Genomic DNA, 19,744 nt, shown 5'->3' with positions numbered 1-19,744 from the left:
TGCTTATTATTACTAAGCACAAAGATAAATCTTTTTTTCAACTTTACAATTTTGAAAACAGGGTTTTATGAAGTCAAAGGTCGATTTATTCGTCATTAATAAGGTTCGGGAGAAACGAAAGGAACTTGGCATATCGCAGCGTGGATTGGCTGCGATATTGGAATGTTCACCCAGTTTTATAGGACAGGTGGAGAGCGATAAATTTGACATAAAGTACAGCGTACACCAAGTTTTCCTTATCGCACAATTTTTCGATTGTTCCCCTGCCGATTTCTTTCCTCCTATCAATTTTGACATATAAGCCTGTTTTTTCCGCAAAGGTAAGATTAGGGGTACGTCAGTTTAAGTCGGTGGTCTAATATCTTTCATCCCTGACGAGAAAATGGCAAAAAAATGCCATTACATTGCTGCAACGGCTCATGCAAATAATCTGGCAATAATTCATTTATAATTGGATAACATCTTTTGTATTCTGTTCTTTATACTTTCCCTCAATGACAACGGAGACAACACCTCTATATGTTCTCCATAACTCATTATCCTGTTCTCCAATTCGGGATTGATTATCAGATGCAGGGTGATAACATCATCCTCTATTACCTGCGAGGAATGGATTGGCAACGAATGGAGATAGGGCAACATGGAAGGAGAGACCTTCAACCTGACTTCTTCTATCGGGGCAGTCGGATTGTTGTCGGGTTCATAGACAAGCCCATACACATCATCAAAGCGTTTGGCAGTTTCTTCCAATGTAGGTTCTCGTTGGAATACATCGTCTGTTATTATAAGATTGTGTATTCTGTCCAACCCGAATGTACGGAACGATTTCAACTTATCCACAAAGGCAAACAAATACCACATACCCTCAAACTCTTTCAGCAAGTAGGGACAGACGGTATAGTCTTTGGTTTCTCCCGACTGGTAATTATAATGGGAAAAGCGGACAACCGTCTGATTTTGGATAGCCCTCAACAGCCACCCGATATGTTCCACTCCTTTTGCACGGGGATCGGGGCTGACAGCAAGATATTGCAGCAGCCTGTTTTTATCCCTCATGGTAGAGAGGGCAATATCCGAGCTTTCCGCCAATCCTATAAAATACAGCAACTTGTCTAATTCCAATGTACTGTCAGTCTGTGCAAAGTAGCCGTTCTTCTTTTCATCATATATGATTTCAATGTCGAAGTTGCTGCGTATCTCTGCCAAGTCTCTTTGGAAAGTCCTTTCTCCAACTTCCACGTCATATTGCTTCATGTATTCAAGCAAGATATGTTTGCTCGGATAATCATTCCGCAATATTCTGCGGATTATCAGATAATGTCTGCGTATGGTGTTCTTTGTAGGCATACTATTTCTTTTTATTACTTTTGAGCATCCTTTATTTTTTTAATAGCATCTATGAGTTGTATTACGTATCTTTTATTTTCGGATTCTGTTGAGAGCAGATTACACATATTAAGTGCATTTTCCATTTCCTTTTGGAAAGCCTCCTTTTTTTTCATGCCATGATTATCCTTACTGAAATCTATAAAATATCCTTTAACTGTTCCTTCGCTTGTGCCAATTATGTTTGCAATAAACCGTATAATATTGGCTTGGGAATTTCCAATATCAAGAGTGGTTAAAAGGGATTTCAAGACAAACGCTCTTGTTTTAAGATTGTATTCTGATACTTTTTCGACAGGCATTGCTTTTAATACCTTAAGAGAGCATTCCATTACACGTGCTCTCCAGTCCCTAATAGCCAGTTCGATTAGTGTAGCTTTAGAGATAATCATTTCAGAATATTCCTTGAGCTTCTCAATCAGGCGTGTCAATCGGATTGCATATTCTTCTTCATATTTTTTGCTGTCTTTTATGGCTTTTTCCGCTTCCTCACATAAGGAATCCAAAAAGGATTCTGTTTGTAACAAGGTAAAAAAAGTCCCATTGTCTTTTACACTCAGATAATTGATTTCTGCCAAATCGCTAGTATTAAACTCTTGTTCAAGATACTTATCATACGCCTTAGTTCTTTCAAAACTTTCTGCAATTTTTGGTGGATGTTTTTTGTAGTATTTTTCCGTCTTTCCTTTTTTAAGTTTATAGGTGTTTTCTGTATAAACCATTATTTCATTGCCGTCTTCATCCAGAATTTTATTATCGAATATTTTGGAAACAGTCTTTGTATCTATATTAATGTAGCCATTGAACATGGAATCGTTTTCGTAATATAATTCCTTTCGATATGTCTCATAGAATTTTTCTATATTCCACTTTATCTTGTCATTAAAGAGAGCAAACACTGATTCGCTGTTTTCTCCCAATTCCACATATTTGCAGATACATTCAGAGGAAAGTTCTGCAATGAATATAAATTCTGCAATGGTTTTTCTGTTCGGTTCAATCTTATTTTCTGTCATAATACCTTGATTTCAATTTATAAATGATTAAAGAACGTATGCCTGCTTAACGCAATCGCATTCTCTTCCTTGGATATTCGGATATACTTCATAAAACTGGTTTCCGTGCTGTGTCCCGTTATCTGCATGATAGACAAGCTCGGTATTCCTGCCCTATAAGCATTAGTAGCGAAACTTCTTCGGGCTGTATGGCTGGTTACCATGTCGCACTTCTCATGGGTAATCTCATGCTTAATTCCCCCCGATGTCTCAACCACAGAGACAAAGTTAGTGATTCCTGCCTTACGGCACAACTTTTTTAATATTCTGTTCGTACTTTGGTTGGACTGCACGGCAGGCGGTTGGTTTCCATGCTTGCGGAAAATGGCTTCCACTTTAGGGTGCATGGGGATTACCACAAGCGTATTGGTCTTTTGGGTTACAATCGTCAGCAGTTTGTTGTCAAAGTCCAAGTGTTTCTGTTGTAAGCGTGCTATATCGGAATAGCGCAACCCTGTATAGCTTGAGACAATGAAGCTGTCCCTTACACAAGATTCCCCCTCGTTGAGTTCAAGATTGTAGAGGTTATCCAATTCTTTCTCAGTCAGATAGACCGTTTCCACATTTTCCTTATACACTTTGAACTCCCTGCGCTTAAAGTCGTCATTGGCGGTATAGTTGTTCTCGTAGGCATACCGTAACATAGCCTTTATGCTCTTGACGAATTTTCCTATCGCATTTGGCTTGTATTTTCCACGGGAATGGCTGGCTTCATTCATAAATTTCACAAAGTCATTGTAGAAGTTCACGGTTACACCGTCCAATCTCAACTTTATCCGTCTGTTGGCGCAATACTGCTTTACGATTTTCAGAGTTGAAGCATAGCTCTGTATTGTACCTGCTGCCAGTCTTCCCCCTTTGCTGTTCAGTATAGTTCCGTCCTTACAGAGGGAAATGTAATATTCCATGAAGCTGATGAAGTCTGCAAACATCCGCTTTTCCTTTGTAGCTTGGTTCAATTCTTCACGCAACTTTGTACGCACTGCATCCACGGTAGGATAGATTTCGTGTAATTTCATTTCCTCCAACACCTTGATTAGTGCATTGGTGGTTTTCTCAATCTCTTTGTTGATATTGCGTAATATCAGTTGCAGCCGTATATTCCCTTTCAAGTCGGGATTCCGTTTGCTGTCCTCTATGGCACACCCCATTTCCTTGTCCCAATGTTTGGGCTGTATCTTGTACTCGACAGGCAGATAGAATGTCAGTCTTTCACCATGCAGATTTACCCGAAGCCTGATTGTGGAAATCGGCTTCGTGGCATTCTTCAGGGAGAATCTGATTACATCTTTACAATAGAAAAAATCTTTCTTAGACATAGCAATACTTTTTTATTCTATCATTTTTTCTTTCAAGAATCGTTCCTCTCAACACCATGTACATTTATTGTTTTCAAGTGATTTGGTACTGATTGGAATCGTATAATATGACGGCTTGTCATATTTCGTAACAAGGCTTTCATTTACATTGAGTGTCAATCATTTGGTTAATTACCACACACTTCCAATACCATATCTTTAGCCTTACAAGTTCATACTTTTGCTTTCCAGTTTTTCCCTGATTTCTTCGATAATGCTATTGGCATTCGTGGACTGTTTATTCCAAGCATGAGCCATTGATTTTACTTTGTTCATTGCCCGTCCCAACGCACATCGTGAATTTGGTCCATACAGTCTCCTGTCTTTTATATCCTGCTCTATTGTCTTTAAGTTGAATTTATGAAAACAGAGTGTACAGAACAAGGTATAGTCGGTAAAACCATTAATAAGTGATGTATCAGCAGCCTTGCTATTGGCAGAGGGAGTAAATATGCAATCAAACTGTTCCAACAGGATATTCGGATTGCCACGCATGACATTGTAGTATGATGTATCGGATATTTTCAGCTTTTTCATAATCATCCTTTTTGTTTCCATTTTCAGTTCAAACCTTGTCTTCTTTTCATAATGCGCCATAATTTCTGTCGGGTTTCTCACCATTTTTAGAAATGGTTTGTTCTTGCCTGTGAGGATTTCCACTTCTTTGTTGTAGATGTTCAGCTCCTCTTGGCAATCTCTTGTCTTTACATCTTTCTTGAAACAGATACTTTCCCCCATATAACGCTTCCAGTTATATCTGCGATAGTCGCCTGTGCATAGATTCAGTGTATCCAGTATGGATTCTGTGAGTTCCATATCCACATCTTTTGTAGCATGGAGTTTATTGAAGGAGCAATCCTCAATAATGGCTTCCACATTAAGTTTGCAGATACCCAACTTCTCTATGTTCCGTAATGCTTGCGGAAAGGTGTCCTCTGATATAAGTAGGGGATAATCTTCCAACAGCAATTTGGAGGAGAACTCTATGGTCATTCTCTTGGACTGCCTGTTGGCATGGATATAGAGGGAGAATGGCACAAGCCCACGATTGTTTTGATTGGCTTGTGAGTTAAACTCTATAATTGACAATTCTCCTGTCTCCATATCAAGTGTATGCTTGAAAATATGCTCTTTACCCTTAATCAATGAGATGTTATCACTACTTGTACAGAATCTTACTGTATCAAACTGTAATTTGCTGCTATTAATTGTTTTTCTCATTTTTTGTTCTGTTTTTAGATTGCAGATAATCAGAACATCATTTGCAATCGGGTTAATATTTTATTGTGCTAATCACGTTATCAAGGTGGATACAAAGAACCGACTTGGTAGGTTTCATAGACACGGGGCAACCACCTTGGTATTAATTGCCCCGTGCCCCTGTGCTTAATAATGAAATATATTCTGTTCGTCAACCAACCGTAGAGCGAGCATAATATCGCTGTAAGAGAACTGCATATCAATCATTTTTAAGGCAATGGTGGCAATGCTCTTACGGTGTCCCACAAACTCACAATTCTTGAGATAATCAAGATGTGGATAGACATCGGCTGGTATCCTGTTTTGCAACAAGTGGAACTTTATTTGTTCGGCTTCTGCCTCTCCGTCAAATTCAGGATAAAGCGTAACCCGTACACCCGTTTCACGCAAATCCTGTATCACGTTAGGATGATATAATGCAATACCAAACTTACCCTCATGCCCGGTAGCCAGCCACGTACGATGTGGATCTATGATTGACATAACCAACGCATCAACAGGAGATGTTACCACGCCAATATGTTTTGCCCCATTGATTCTCTGCATACCAAAGAGAGTGGGTAGAATTGCTATAGCGTACCCCTCGCTTAATTCTTTTGCGAGAGAACAATGCTTGTCACCATACGGAACAGATTCGTATTCCACATGGGAGTTCTGTTTTTTGGTATGTTGGATAAGTGCATCCCCGTCTCCGTCACGGACAATCATTCCTGTGTCGGGGTTAAAGAGTATCATCCTTACATCACGAATTTTCCCGTTCTTGCTTTTGAATACCAAGATTGCTGCATAATCCCCTTTATAGCAACACCTCGTATCAATTCTGACTTCAAATGAAGCCAAAAGAGAATCAACCACTTCTTTAGGGAAATAAGAACGCAGGAATTTAGCTAATGTGCTTTTACCGCACTCGTCTGGAAAGCGATGCATTCGATCTTTGGTTATAAAGTTCATAACCTGTTTTTTGGTTTTTGACATGTGTTTTATTGTTTTTAAATTATAAATTAAAGAGTTTAGTGGTCGGCAATTACCGACCACTATTAATAGGAATCAGAGCATTGTTTATGCTCACTTCAGAGACCAAAACCCTGCGGTATGCTTTATGCGCTTTCAAGTTTCCATTACGGATCATTCTATAAACCGTGCTTCTTGATACATGCAAAATTTCGCATACTTGAGGAATTGTGTAGAACTTAGCTGAAGTCTTTTTGCTAATTTCTGTTTTCAGATTTACAATGTCTGACTTCAACTCATACAATGGTTCAAGCTGTCTTTGCAGCTCCGAACCGTTAATTAGCTTTATTTCCTCTTTCATATCTGAATAGGATTGGGTTGTACAATATTTCAAAGAACTCAATCGCTGACCGAATCATCGCATACATTTTTGCATCGTGAACCAGCTTGGATTGCGGATGCAAAGGTATTTTTTATTTTTGAAATATGAAAATAAGTAACTGATACACAGATTGTTACAACTACCAAGCAATAAGAAAATTACTACCCAAACAGATATAAGTTACTACCAGATTCGATAAACGCAACAGAAAAATCTCTCACGAAATCAGACCTTTTGAAGAAAATGCACTACCAATGAAAAAAAGAGAAAAACACGTGATATTTCCTCGAATAGTTGGTAGCCAAAACAGACCTCAACCGTCTGCCGACTTTTGATGAAAGAAAGAAAAAGTAACAGGCAGAACGTTTCGGGAGACCAATGGGGAGACCAACTTTACTTGCGTGAATGAATAATGGGGTAATAAGAGTTGGTATTCTGCCGACATATTATAATAAGGTATAGAACAAAAACGGTGTAGCCCACAGTATGCGTATTGTATGTGGGCTACACCGTTGGTCTCCCTATCGGTATCAATCAGGGGACTATGAAAAAGTTATTGGGATATTTCGTCAAATCATGAACACAGTGATTTGTGGGAAAAGGCTATTTGCAGACAGGAATATAATAAAAGGGTGGTTTACAGCAAACTGCAATGTATCAGAATGCATCACGGTGTATTATCGGATTGGTCTCCCGATTGAGACCCCAAGAAAAAAGCCCTTGAAAGTGATTGACTTTCAAGGGCTTTGGAATGTTGTTGCGGTGCGTACGGGACTCGAACCCGTGACCCCATGCGTGACAGGCATGTATTCTAACCAACTGAACTAACGCACCTTTAAAAGAGGAATCAGGCGATTTCCTGATTGCGAGTGCAAAGGTAAAGACTTTATCTCAATTTGCCAAATAGCTTCCGAACTTTTTTCAAATACTAAACCTACTTTTTGAAACTAAAGCTCTTGCCGAAACGAAAACTACAACCGGAAACTATAGACATAGGCTGATACGTAATCTTCTTCTTTGTCCCTTAGCCAATCCGCTAACAGAGATACACGTTTGAAACCGAACCTCTCAAACAAATGTTGCGCTTTCATATTCTTTTGGGAAACTATAGCATAAAGTTGGTGCATATACAAATGTTCGCGAGCATAAGAAACAAGCATCCCCAATACCTTGGTTGCAACTCCCCGCCCCCTATACTCCGGAAATAACAAGATTCCTATCTCCGCACGTAAATGCCGAGGAGAAAAGTCCATCAAATCCACACAGCCTAAAACCAAATGCTCATCCTCCGTCTCTATAACCAAACGCAATTGTCCATCGGCATAAATGTCGTGGCGTGACTCTGCTATATATGTTTTTAAGGAATAACGGGAATAGGGAACATTCGAACTCCCCCATTGCCACAACTCTTCATCATTTTCAATACTATATAACCACTCCAAATCTTCCGGTTCAAGTGCACGCAACCGTATATTATCTGCTGCAAACATCATCGTATTTCGTTTTTTAATATACGTTATTCATCGTTATCAACTTAGATGTATCCATAGAGTAAGTCGCTATCCGTATCCGAGTATGTCCTGCCCCGAGAGACAACAGGTATAGCATTTTCTCATAACTATATGCCCCGGTATCATAAATGACATAATCATAGGCCTTCACCGAAAGAGACGGGTCAAGATGGCCGTCCGGCTTGTTCGATTCATCCGCTACCACAAAATCTATTTTCAAGTTGTTTTCAAGCCCCAATCTGCATAGCGACTCTACAGCTTCCGGACGTCCCAAAAACAAATATGATTTGTCAGCCTCTCGGTCTCGTCCTGTTCCTGCCCATCCGAACAAACGCTCTTTCTGGTGCATACACAAATCCAAGATTCCCCGGACAATAACAGCCAATTGGATAAAAGGTGTCAACCAACGATTCGAACGACGATAATGTTTATCAAAAAAGATAAGCATAGCCTTATAAAAAACATGCACGTAACGGAAAGAGCTTTTATGCGTACTTTCTCCCTTATAGTGCAGGATCCTCAACGGTTGATAATAATTCTTATAGCCACATTGCAACAAACGATAAGAAAGGTCGATATCTTCTCCATACATGAAAAAGTCCTCATCCAAAAGTCCGGTTTTATCAAGTGCAGAACGGCGCACCATGCAAAAAGCACCTGAGATGACATCAATCTGATTGGTCTTGTTCTTATCCAAATACCTCATGTAATAACGTCCCAAACGCCGCGAATGAGGAAACAACGCACACAAACCGGTCATTTTGCAAAAAGACGTAAAAGGAGTAGGTAGCCCCCGACGAGATTCCCAAGCAAAACCACCGTCATCCTTCAACATAGCGACCCCCGTAGCACCGGCCTCCGGATGAGCATCCATAAACTGCAAACATCCGGACAATGTGTTTTCTCCTACCACTGTATCCGGATTAAGCAATAAAATATAATCGCCCGTCGCTTGCCTTATAGCCATGTTATTCGCACGGGAAAAACCTACATTTTCCTGATTCTCTATAAAATGGACATCCGGAAAACGAGAACGTATATATTCCACCGACCCGTCGGAAGAAGCATTATCTACCACCCAGATTTCAGCATCCAGTCCATAGCATGCCCGTGCCACAGAGCACAAGCACTGCTCCAAGTAATACTTCACATTGTAGCTGACGATTACGATTGAAAGTTTCATGCCTTTCTTTGGTTTTCTGTCTTTACACCACCGTCATGATTCAATTCCAACCCCGTTTCATTCTCAAACTTTTCACGGGAAGGCCAACAAAAACATAAAGCCAAAGCTGCAATAAGCGCACAAATAGAACCGGTCGAGTCCAATGTCAAATAATAAAATACGATGTTCGTCCATCCCGTGACAGCTAACATAGCCATACGAACTTCACTCCATCTTTTATATTTCAAACCGGACCGTTGCGGAGAGCCTACGGAATAAGAAGATTTCACCACTCTAAACGACATCATTTTCAGAGCCATAGGCACCAATACGATAACCATGATGATTCCCGTCAGATTGATATAGTAATCTGCCAGTTCATTTCCTACAGCCCATCCGGCAGTCCAAACGTCCCACTCAAACAGCCCTATAAGTACGGCCGCCCATATAAAAATAAAACAAAACTCCAACCGGAGTTTCTTTATAATAATATTCTCCATCTCTCTGTTCTCCTACATTTGTCCCGTAAAGACTACGCGGTTCACAATAGAACGTCCCAACGTTACTTCATCCGTATATTGCAGTTCATCATTTTGCGCAACCCCACGTGCAATCACGCTGATACGTGCAGCTACATTCTCCAATTTTCTGTAAATATAAAAATTGGTCGTATCTCCCTCCATTGTCGGACTAAGAGCCAATATCACCTCTCGTACCCCCCCGTCTTCCACGCGTTCCACTAGAGTTTGCATCTGAAGGTCAGAAGGTCCCACCCCGTCCATCGGGGATATCACTCCGCCAAGCACATGATAAACACCCTTGTACTGATGTGTATTCTCTATAGCCATCACGTCCTGAATATTTTCCACCACGCATATCGTGGAATGGTCGCGTTGCATATCCGAACAGATTTCACAAACGTCCGTATCCGAAATATTATGACATATAGAACAATATTTCACATCATGCTTCAACGTAATCAACGACTGTCCGAAACTCTCAACTGCCTGTACATCTTGCCTCAACAGGTGTAGAACCAACCGCATGGCAGTCTTCGAACCTATCCCCGGCAACTTCGCAAATTCATTTACGGCCTTTTCTAATAATACTGAAGGATATTGTTGATTCATCTACAATCAAAATACATAAATTTGTGCAAAGATAACCAAAAGCCAAATAAAAAGCGTATATTTGCCAACAAAAAAATACAAACTGACATGGAAATCAAATCAGCAGAATTCGTCATCAGCAACTCTTCGGTCGGGAAATGTCCTTCTACCCATGCTCCCGAATACGCTTTCATTGGCCGTTCGAATGTGGGCAAATCCAGTTTGATTAACATGCTGGCCAATAATAAAAAGTTGGCAAAGACCTCTTCCACACCGGGTAAGACATTGCTTATCAATCATTTTTTAATCAACAAAGAATGGTATCTGGTAGACCTTCCAGGATACGGTTATGCCAAAATAAGCAAAAAAGAACAAGAAAAGTTGCAGCAAATCATCTCTTCTTATATACTGCGCAGAGAACAGATGACCAATTTATTCGTACTCGTTGATTCACGGCACGAGCCTCAAAAAATAGACATGGAATTCATTGAATGGCTTGGAGAAAACGGAATCCCGTTCAGTATTGTTTTTACGAAAGCCGACAAGTCCAAGCCGACTAAACTCAAAGCCAATATTGACATTTATCTTAAAACCTTAAAGGAACAATGGGAAGAACTGCCCCCTTATTTCATAACCTCATCCGAAAACAAAACGGGACGTACGGAACTCCTGAACTATATTGAAAGTATTAACAAGTCGTTATAGGCAAAGGCTCTATTAAAACGAGTAGTTGACCCCCAAGCTGAACCATTCTTTGAACATGAGATAAGAAAACTTTTTATCCTCATTTCGATAATTCTCCGAACTGTCATCTATACGAGGATAGAGAAACAGTTTGGAGTTCAAGAACCTGTTTATCGTGAAAGTAAACGTGTTTTCCCATTCAATGTCGGTCTGCTCCAAGTTGCTGAACCAATATATACGGGCATCCCACTTGACGTTTTTCCATATTTCCCAACTATAATTCACCGTAATATTCGGACCGAAATTATTGTACATGCTTCGTCCCGACTCCAATCCAAAATTACCGAATAACGACCTGCGCTCTACCGAACGAAAGTTATAAGCTACGGGAGACAAGTTGGCAGAACCCTTAAAGCGTTTCAATTCCAATTTATAATCCATACCTAAAGAAACGACCAAGTTGAACGGAGAAAGGAAATCAGAAGAGACCTCATCGCTATTTGCCTTGAAACTCGGATAAAACTGAGTATATGCCTGGACCTGCAAGGTATAAAACCAATGTTTGGTAGCCTTGTATCCTATTTTAGTGGTCAAGCGCAACAAGTCATCATTAGTCTTGAGTTTATGCTTCTCGTCCGTTTTTGAAGTCTGGAATCCCAAACGCATCTCAAGCTTGTTGTCCCATTGTATTTTTTGTTTGTTATTGAAGTTTGCCTCCATGGTTGCCAAAGCCAACATCGTATAATTGTTATCGCCACCTTGATACCAATTCTCGGAATAATAATTTTGGGTGAACTGAAACGAATAATCTCCTTTGAATTTCCAAAAGTTCGGACGACGTACTGCCAAACGCACGGTGTCCACATCTTGTGTGAAGTCCACATTGATTTCATTTTCCACCAAATGGGACACTGGAGGAAGTTCCGGCAAGACTTCTTTCTGCAAACCACCGGCTTTAACCAAATCGCTTTCCGTGATTCGTATCAGCCAAGGAGAATTTACATATGTATACATCAACATCCGGTTCTCCTCCTCCAATATCAACTGGCCCGCATCTTTATCGTCCAATAAAGCAGGCACGTCTTTCTCACGCCCCGGAAGAGAGGGTTCCCATGTTATGCCGAACTCCTGCTTTAAGGGTGCATTATAAAGTGTCCCCGGTGCAAACAAACGGAAATAATATGGAGTATATCTTACGTTTGAATCCGGTTGCAGACTATCCGTCACCATGACAAGAGTGTTCAACATGGCTGTATATTTATCCACAATGGCATTCATGGCCAACGTGTCCACCATGTTCCCACGTTTTATCCGCGCCCCGACCATCGTACTCCATATACATCCTCCAACTATAAAGATAAAAAAGAACCTTATTCGCATCCACGTTTCCTTTTGTCGACACAAAGATATATCTTTTTTAAAGGAAAAGTCCCACGGAACTCAAAGTTTTTTTGTAATTTTGCAACTTAATAGTTGTATTATAATTGAATTCTAATCCAAAAATTATAACATTGTGGGAGAAACAAAGTATATCTTCGTTACTGGCGGAGTAGCCTCATCATTAGGCAAAGGCATTATATCCTCATCTGTGGGTAAATTGTTGCAAGCTCGTGGATACAACATTACCATTCAAAAATTCGACCCCTATATCAACATCGACCCGGGTACGCTCAATCCCTACGAACACGGCGAATGTTATGTTACCGTAGACGGTCAGGAAACGGATTTGGATTTAGGACATTACGAACGTTTCACCGGAATCCAGACGACCCGTGCCAATAATATAACTACTGGCCGGATATACCAAAGCGTTATCGAAAAAGAACGCAGAGGGGACTATTTGGGTAAAACCATCCAGGTCGTACCTCATATCACGGACGAAATCAAACGGAACATCAAATTGATGGGTAAAAAATACAAGTTTGATTTCGTAATTACCGAAATCGGGGGAACAGTAGGTGACATCGAATCCCTGCCTTTCCTGGAGGCCATCCGCCAATTACGTTGGGAATTGGGCAAAGATGCCATCAACCTGCATCTGACCTACGTCCCTTATCTGGCGGCTGCAAAAGAGTTGAAGACCAAGCCGACCCAAACATCGGTCAAGCAGTTGCAAAGTTTAGGTATACAACCGGACATTTTGGTACTTCGTACGGAACATGAACTGAATGCGGACATCCGCAAGAAAGTGGCTCATTTCTGCAATGTGGACGAAGAAGCCGTCATTCAAAGCCTGGACATGCCGTCCATCTACGAAGTTCCTCTGAGCATGCAAGCCCAGAAGCTCGATGCCATTATTTTGCGCAAGATGAATATGCCGGTAGGTGAAACTCCTCAACTCGGCCCATGGCGCTCTTTCCTTGACCGCCGCAACAAGGCTACGGAAATTGTCCACATCGCCCTGGTTGGCAAATATGATTTGCAAGACGCATATAAGAGCATTTTAGAATCACTCGCACATGCCGGAACCTACAATGACTATAAAGTCAAGACGCATTTCGTCAATAGCGAAAAACTGACCCGTGAAAACGTGGCAGAACAACTGAAAGGTATGGCGGGAGTAGTTATCTGTCCCGGATTCGGACAACGAGGCACCGAAGGCAAAATCGTTGCTGCCGAATACACCCGCACCCACGATATTCCGACATTCGGCATCTGTCTCGGCATGCAAATGATGGTTATTGAATTTGCACGTAACGTATTAGGATATGTGGATGCCAATAGCCGCGAAATGGACGAAAAGACTCCGCACAATGTCATCGACATCATGGAAGAACAGAAAAATATCACCCAAATGGGAGGTACGATGCGTCTGGGAGCCTACGAATGTGATGTACGTGAGGGCAGTAAGACTTTTGAAGCATACGGACAAAAGCAGATTTCCGAACGCCACCGTCACCGCTACGAATTCAACAACCAATATATTAAGGAGTATGAAAAAGCCGGCATGCAATGCGTAGGTACCAACCCCGACAGCAATTTGGTGGAGATTGTGGAAATCCCGGCATTGAAATGGTACATCGGTACACAATTCCATCCGGAATACAGCAGTACGGTACTCAAACCGCATCCCTTGTTCCTTTCATTCGTAAAGGCAGCCATTGAGAATTCATTGAGCACCCAAAAGCAATCTAAAGACAAATAAATAAGAATATGGACAAAAACACGCTTACAGGATTTATCCTCATTGCGGCAGTACTTATCGGATTCAGTTATTTCAGTCGCCCGAGCGAAGCGGAAATGGAAGCCCAACGCCGACAGCAGGACTCTATCGCCATGGCTCAACAAAAAGCGCAGATGGCACAAGAAGCCAAAGAAAAGGCAGAAATCGCGCATCAGGCACAAGTAGCTTTAGACACGACGTCATTGTTTTACGCTCACAGGAGGGGGGAAGCACAGGATGTCGTATTGGAAAACGAACTGATTAAGTTAACGTTCAATACACGCGGGGGCACCGTCCAAAAAGTTGAACTCAAAGAATATAAGAACCAACAGGGCGGTCCGGTGACACTGTTCGACGAGAAAGACGCACGCATGCAATTCATGTTAGGCGGTAAGATGGAGAACATCAACTCCGGCGACTTCTTCTTCACCCCCATCAACGTCAGCGACACGACCCTCACCATGCGTCTACAGGCTTCCACTGGAGGTACGTTGGATTTCGATTACACGTTGCTGCCCCATTCCTACATGGTCGACTTTACCATCCGGGCCAACGGCTTGGGCAATTTCTTCTCACCGTCCATGAAAACGTTGGACATCGCATGGAATGAAATGGCACGCCAACAAGAAAAAGGCTTCGATTTCGAAAGCCGTTATTCTTCCCTGACGTATAAAATAAAGAACGAGGGAACGGATTATCTGAGTGAAACCAGTGCCGAATCCGAAAAGATTGCAGAGCCCTTGGACTGGGTCGCTTTCAAGAACCAGTTTTTCAGTTGTGTACTGATAGCACATCAGGATTTCACGGAAGCTCACCTCAGCAGCACGCCGCAGCAAAAAGCCAGCGGTTACCTGAAAGATTACGAGGCCGACATGAAAACGTTCTTCGATCCCAACGGAAAGACCCCCACTCAAATGCAGATGCTGTTCGCTCCGAACAATTACCATCTGTTGCAACACACAAACAAGCTCAGTGCCAGTGACAAAGACTTGGAATTGGAAGACCTTGTTTATCTGGGTTGGCCGCTCTTCAAGTGGATCAACCGTTTCTTCATCATCTACATTTTCGATTGGTTGAGCAGTCTGGGGCTTTCGATGGGGATTGTCCTCCTGTTGCTCACAATATTGGTGAAAGTATTGGTCTACCCCACCACACGCAAGTCTTACTTGTCTTCTGCCAAGATGCGTGTGCTGAAACCGAAGATTGACGAGCTTAACGCCAAATATCCGAAACCGGAAGACGCCATGAAGAAGCAGCAGGAAACCATGCAGCTTTATAGCCAGTACGGGGTCAGCCCGATGGGCGGATGCTTGCCGATGCTGTTACAGATGCCTATCTGGATTGCCCTGTTCAACTTCGTTCCGAATGCCATCGAATTGCGTGGGGAAAGTTTCCTTTGGGCTTCCGACCTTTCTGCATACGATGACGTGATACGTTGGGACAAGCCCATCTGGCTCATCGGAGACCATCTCAGCATTTTCTGCTTGTTGTTCTGCCTGACCAATATCGTCAACACGTGGATTAGCATGCGCCAACAGCAGAACAGCATGACCGGTGAACAAGCACAGCAAATGAAGTTCATGCAGTACATGATGTACATCATGCCTGTAGCCTTCTTCTTCATGTTCAACAACTACTCGTCCGGATTGAACTATTACTATTTCCTTTCCGGTCTGACTAGCATCCTTATCATGTGGTTCTTGCGCAAAACCACCGATGACAAGAAGCTTTTGGCCAAGCTCGAAGCTAACTACCAGGCCAATAAAGCAAACCCTAACAAAAAGATGTCGGGAATGGCCGCACGGTTGGAAGCACTGCAAAAACAGCAGCAAGCCATCTTGGAAGAACAGAAAAAGAAACAAGCTCAAAACAAGAAATAATAATACATCCTTAAGAATCATTCCGGACTATCCACAACTGTCCGGAATGATTCATTTTTTTTAGCTCACATCTATTATGAATCTCATTCATGTCATGACCGCAGCCCTTACCTTGGCTTCCGCCAGTCCGGTATCCGGAGCCAACGACGGACAAATCATCGGAAAAAACCAGATTACACTTACCGGAGACCGCCTCACTCCCGAGGCATTATGGGCCATGGGACGGATTGGCACTTTTGCTGTCTCGCCGGATGCCCAAAAGATTGTGTATACCGTCAGCTATTACAGCGTACAGCAGAACAAGAGCCATACCGTTCTTTACCTGATGGATGCCGACGGCGCGAACCCGACCCTGCTTACCACTACGGCCGACAACGAAAGCGAACCGGCTTTCACTCCGGACGGACAAAAAATCACCTTCCTGAGCAGTAACAGCGGCAGTAGCCAGATATGGGAAATGGCCTTGGACGGCACGTCACGCCGTCAAGTCAGTTTCTGCCATAAGGACGTGGAAGGATACAAGTTTTCCCCTGACGGGAAAAAAGTCATCATCGTCCATTCTGTAGACACTTATACTTCTATCGAGAAAAAATACGACGACCTGCCATTATCCAGCGGTATGGTCATCACCGACCTCAACTACAAACATTGGGATCGTTATGTCACCACTATACCCCATATCTTCGTGGCGGATGTCCAAGACGGACGGGCGGGTGACGGCATCGACCTCCTGAACGGCGAACCGTTTGAATGCCCGATGTTACCGTTCGGAGGCAGTGAACAGTTCAACTGGAGTCCCGACAGCCGTTATATCGTGTACACCAGTCGCAAAAAGACAGGCCGGGACTACGCTATCAGTACGGACAGCGACATCTACCGCTACGATACGGCGACCGGACAAACCGAGAACCTATGCAAACCGGCCGACTACAAAGAGCCTGAAATCGACCCGTCGCGTTCCATGGAACACCAAGCCATAAACCATTTGGACCGGGATTGTAACGTGGGCTACGACACGAACCCGGCCTATTCTCCCGACGGGAAATATGTGGCGTGGCTCAGCATGGCACGAAACGGTTACGAAAGCGACCGTACCCGACTGTGCGTCTTGGATCTGAAGACGGGGGCAAAAACTTACGTTACGGAAGCTTTCCAATCCGGAGTAGACGGATTCTGTTGGGCAGCCGACAGCCGCTCGTTCTATTTCACCGGCGTATGGCAGGCACGCAGCATGGTACACTCCACCAACCTCAAAGGCGAAGTGAGACCGCTGACCACCGGTAACTTCGACTATGGAGCCGGACTGGCCTTATGTGGCAAAAGCCTCATCGTCACCCGTCACAGCATCAGTGCGCCGGATGACATTTACAGCCTTTCCTTTAAAAAGAAAAAAAACGCGGAAATCAGGCAGCTCACCCGGGAAAACCGATATTTTCAGGAACGCCTGAAAATGGGTGAAGTCAAAGAACGTTGGGTCGCTACCACTGACGGCAAGAAGGAACTCTGTTGGGTGGTCTACCCGCCTCATTTCGACCCGGCCAAAAAATATCCGGTACTCCTGTTCTGCGAAGGAGGGCCGCAAAGTCCCGTCAGCCAGTTCTGGAGCTACCGTTGGAACCTGCAAATCATGGCGGCCAACGACTATATCATCATCGCTCCCAACCGCCGCGGCCTGCCGGGCTTCGGCATGGAGTGGTTGGAGGAAATCAGCGGCGATTACAGCGGACAGTGCATGCAAGACTACCTGAGCGCCATCGATGACATCTGCAAGGAGCCGTATGTGGACAAAGAACGATTGGGATGCGTGGGTGCCAGCTTCGGAGGATACAGTGTGTACTATTTGGCCGGGCACCACGACAAACGCTTCAAATGCTTCATCGCGCATGACGGCATTTTCAACACGCAACAGCAATATTATGAAACGGAAGAGATGTGGTTTCCCAACTGGGACCTCGGTGCAGGCCCTTGGCGCAAGGGCATCAGTGCCGACCCAGACAACGCGGAAAAGGTGAACGACCAACAAAAGGTGAATCCCTTCACCACCAGTCCCCACCTCTACGTAGACCGTTGGGACACACCCATCCTTTGCATCCACGGCGAGAAAGACTACCGTATCCTCAGCTCGCAGGGACAGTCGGCTTTCAGTGCCGCCGTCATGCGCGGTATCCCCGCCGAACTCCTGTTGTATCCCGACGAGAACCACTGGGTATTGAAACCCCAAAACGGCATATTGTGGCAGCGCACTTTCTTCCGTTGGCTAGACCGTTGGTTGAAAAAATAAATTAAACGATAAACGTCATGAACCAAACTTCGAATCAAAAATTAAATGACAAGGCATGGGCACGTTGGTCTGCCCTCTTCGTAGTGGCTTTCACCATGATGGCCGCTTACTACGTAAACGACATCATGGCTCCGCTCAAGAGCATGCTCGAAGGCGAACTGCATTGGACAAGCGGTGAGTTCGGCTTCTTCACGGGAGCTTACAGTTTCCTGAACGTCTTCCTGCTCATGCTCATCTGGGGCGGACTGATTTTGGACAAATTCGGCATCCGCTTCACTGGTATGTTGTCCACCATCCTGATGGTAGGCGGCACGATATGCGAATACGCTGCCATTACCCGCTTCGGCGGAACCGAAGAGATGCTGTTCGGTTACAAACTGGATGTTTTCATGGCTTCGGCCGGATATTCCGTATTCGGTGTCGGTGCCGAAGTGGCCGGCATAACGGTGACAAAAATCATCGCCAAATGGTTTCACGGCAAAGAAATGGCTTTGGCCATGGGCGTACAGGTCGCTTTGGCCCGCGTCGGCTCGCAAGTGGCATACGCAGTAGCCATCCCCGTAGCCAAGAACTGGCATCTTGACACTCCATTGCTCATCGGTGCCATCCTGCTCGTCGGCGGGCTGGTTTCTTTCCTGTGCTTCACTTTCATGGACCGCAAGCTCGACCGCCAGGTGACAATCGACACCTCTTGCGGTGACGATGAAAAATTCTCTTTCAAGGATGTGGTGGCCGTGGTCAGCAATCCGGGATTCTGGCTCATCGCCCTCTTGTGTGTCCTGTTCTATTCTTGTGTATTCCCCTTCCAGAAATTCGCTACCGAATTGATGGTGACGAAATACAACGTATCCGAAGACATCGCCGGTACTTTTGCGGGCCTTCCCGCTTTGGGCGCTCTGTTCCTGACTCCCGTGTTCGGTGGAATGATAGACCGGAGAGGAAAGGCAGCTTCCATTATGATGTTGGGAGCTTTCATGCTCATCTGCGTGCATGCCATCTATGCCATTCCTTTCATTCACGCCTCTTGGGTAGCCATCATCCTGATGATTATTCTGGGCATCGCCTTCTCCCTCGTCCCGTCCGCCATGTGGCCTTCCGTGGCCAAGATATTCCCGGTCAAACAATTAGGTACGGCATACGCCCTGATATTCTTCATCCAGAACATCGGTTTATGGGGCATCCCGGCCCTCATCGGCAGCGTACTCGAAAACTATTGCATCACGGGGCAGGAAATAGTGAACGGCAAAACGACCAATCTTTACGACTATACCCTCCCGATGTGTATCTTCACCGGTATAGCCATTCTCTCTTTGTTGGTGGCATTCTTTCTCAAATCCGCAGACAAGAAATACGGATACGGACTGGAAAAGGCCAATCTTAAGAAATAAATCTTTTCGGAACAGGAAAAAGCCGGTATTTGGAGGTTCGCCGAAAAATACCGGCTTTTGTTTTTTCACTTCTGTTTGTCCGGTTTTATTCCTCCCAAGAATAGGATATAAAAGTCCCATCCATTCGACAAACCATACATCATAAACAATTATATTCCAATTACTTGCAAAATA

General features: G+C 43.7%; 17 protein-coding genes and 1 tRNA gene. 6 read left to right on the top strand and 12 right to left on the bottom strand.

The window, feature by feature from the left end:
- The first annotated feature begins 67 nt into the window (after positions 1 to 67).
- Complete coding sequence (locus tag AC5RDV_RS04190; RefSeq protein WP_008620337.1) at positions 68 to 301, top strand: helix-turn-helix transcriptional regulator; 234 nt, start codon at positions 68 to 70, stop codon at positions 299 to 301.
- 140 nt (positions 302 to 441) lie between these two features.
- On the opposite strand, the gene AC5RDV_RS04185 is transcribed toward AC5RDV_RS04190, so the two are convergent.
- The 11 genes from AC5RDV_RS04185 to recR all read right to left on the bottom strand — a co-directional run bounded on the left by AC5RDV_RS04185 (position 442) and on the right by recR (position 10,195).
- Entirely contained in the window at positions 442 to 1,347 is a 906-nt protein-coding gene (locus tag AC5RDV_RS04185; RefSeq protein ID WP_282748085.1) for a helix-turn-helix transcriptional regulator, read from the bottom strand.
- 14 nt (positions 1,348 to 1,361) lie between these two features.
- Positions 1,362 to 2,402: a hypothetical protein gene (locus AC5RDV_RS04180; RefSeq protein WP_282748086.1), complete on the bottom strand. Its 1,041-nt coding sequence runs from the start codon at positions 2,400 to 2,402 to the stop codon at positions 1,362 to 1,364.
- Between the two features lie 17 nt (positions 2,403 to 2,419).
- Positions 2,420 to 3,760, bottom strand: a complete 1,341-nt coding sequence (locus AC5RDV_RS04175) for a tyrosine-type recombinase/integrase (protein WP_282748087.1) — start codon at positions 3,758 to 3,760, stop codon at positions 2,420 to 2,422.
- 204 nt (positions 3,761 to 3,964) lie between these two features.
- Positions 3,965 to 5,020, bottom strand: coding sequence for a hypothetical protein (locus AC5RDV_RS04170; RefSeq protein ID WP_282748088.1), 1,056 nt, complete (start codon positions 5,018 to 5,020; stop codon positions 3,965 to 3,967).
- 165 nt (positions 5,021 to 5,185) lie between these two features.
- Positions 5,186 to 6,034, bottom strand: coding sequence for a DUF6371 domain-containing protein (locus AC5RDV_RS04165; RefSeq protein WP_282748089.1), 849 nt, complete (start codon positions 6,032 to 6,034; stop codon positions 5,186 to 5,188).
- Between the two features lie 49 nt (positions 6,035 to 6,083).
- Positions 6,084 to 6,371, bottom strand: a complete 288-nt coding sequence (locus tag AC5RDV_RS04160) for a helix-turn-helix domain-containing protein (protein ID WP_008620325.1) — start codon at positions 6,369 to 6,371, stop codon at positions 6,084 to 6,086.
- Between the two features lie 781 nt (positions 6,372 to 7,152).
- Positions 7,153 to 7,226 (bottom strand) — tRNA-Asp (locus tag AC5RDV_RS04155).
- Between the two features lie 137 nt (positions 7,227 to 7,363).
- The gene (locus AC5RDV_RS04150; protein WP_276789366.1) at positions 7,364 to 7,885 is read right to left on the bottom strand and encodes a GNAT family N-acetyltransferase; all 522 of its coding nucleotides are present in this window, start codon (positions 7,883 to 7,885) and stop codon (positions 7,364 to 7,366) included.
- Between the two features lie 13 nt (positions 7,886 to 7,898).
- Positions 7,899 to 9,086, bottom strand: a complete 1,188-nt coding sequence (locus AC5RDV_RS04145; RefSeq protein WP_008626233.1) for a glycosyltransferase family 2 protein — start codon at positions 9,084 to 9,086, stop codon at positions 7,899 to 7,901.
- Positions 9,083 to 9,565 (bottom strand): hypothetical protein, encoded by a 483-nt coding sequence (locus AC5RDV_RS04140; protein ID WP_040602690.1) that lies wholly within the window; start codon positions 9,563 to 9,565, stop codon positions 9,083 to 9,085. The genes AC5RDV_RS04145 and AC5RDV_RS04140 overlap by 4 nt, the downstream gene beginning before the upstream one ends.
- Before the next feature lie 12 nt (positions 9,566 to 9,577).
- Positions 9,578 to 10,195 carry a recombination mediator RecR gene (recR, locus tag AC5RDV_RS04135; protein ID WP_008626230.1) on the bottom strand — a complete coding sequence of 206 codons (618 nt, stop codon included), beginning with the start codon at positions 10,193 to 10,195 and terminating at the stop codon, positions 9,578 to 9,580.
- Between the two features lie 87 nt (positions 10,196 to 10,282).
- On the opposite strand from recR, the gene yihA reads away from it, so the two are divergent.
- On the top strand, positions 10,283 to 10,879 hold the full coding sequence (gene yihA / locus AC5RDV_RS04130; RefSeq protein ID WP_040602675.1) for a ribosome biogenesis GTP-binding protein YihA/YsxC: 597 nt from the start codon (positions 10,283 to 10,285) through the stop codon (positions 10,877 to 10,879).
- A gap of 12 nt (positions 10,880 to 10,891) precedes the next feature.
- Here yihA and AC5RDV_RS04125 read toward each other — a convergent pair whose 3' ends face one another.
- Complete coding sequence (locus AC5RDV_RS04125; RefSeq protein WP_008626223.1) at positions 10,892 to 12,238, bottom strand: DUF3078 domain-containing protein; 1,347 nt, start codon at positions 12,236 to 12,238, stop codon at positions 10,892 to 10,894.
- A gap of 133 nt (positions 12,239 to 12,371) precedes the next feature.
- Here AC5RDV_RS04125 and pyrG point away from each other — a divergent pair, with 133 nt between their 5' ends.
- The 4 genes from pyrG (at position 12,372) to AC5RDV_RS04105 (ending at position 19,570) form a co-directional block, all read left to right on the top strand.
- Complete coding sequence (gene pyrG, locus AC5RDV_RS04120) at positions 12,372 to 14,003, top strand: CTP synthase (RefSeq protein WP_008626221.1); 1,632 nt, start codon at positions 12,372 to 12,374, stop codon at positions 14,001 to 14,003.
- An 8-nt stretch (positions 14,004 to 14,011) separates the two neighbouring features.
- On the top strand, positions 14,012 to 15,901 hold the full coding sequence (gene yidC / locus AC5RDV_RS04115) for a membrane protein insertase YidC (protein WP_282748090.1): 1,890 nt from the start codon (positions 14,012 to 14,014) through the stop codon (positions 15,899 to 15,901).
- 76 nt (positions 15,902 to 15,977) lie between these two features.
- Complete coding sequence (gene dpp5, locus AC5RDV_RS04110) at positions 15,978 to 18,182, top strand: dipeptidyl-peptidase Dpp5 (RefSeq protein WP_428388551.1); 2,205 nt, start codon at positions 15,978 to 15,980, stop codon at positions 18,180 to 18,182.
- Between the two features lie 17 nt (positions 18,183 to 18,199).
- On the top strand, positions 18,200 to 19,570 hold the full coding sequence (locus tag AC5RDV_RS04105; RefSeq protein ID WP_130892647.1) for an MFS transporter: 1,371 nt from the start codon (positions 18,200 to 18,202) through the stop codon (positions 19,568 to 19,570).
- The last annotated feature ends 174 nt before the right edge of the window (positions 19,571 to 19,744 follow it).

The organism is Paraprevotella sp., from assembly GCF_986071375.1.
The sequence above is the reverse complement of the archived record's forward strand: the minus strand, read 5'-3'. Positions and strand labels throughout refer to the sequence as shown.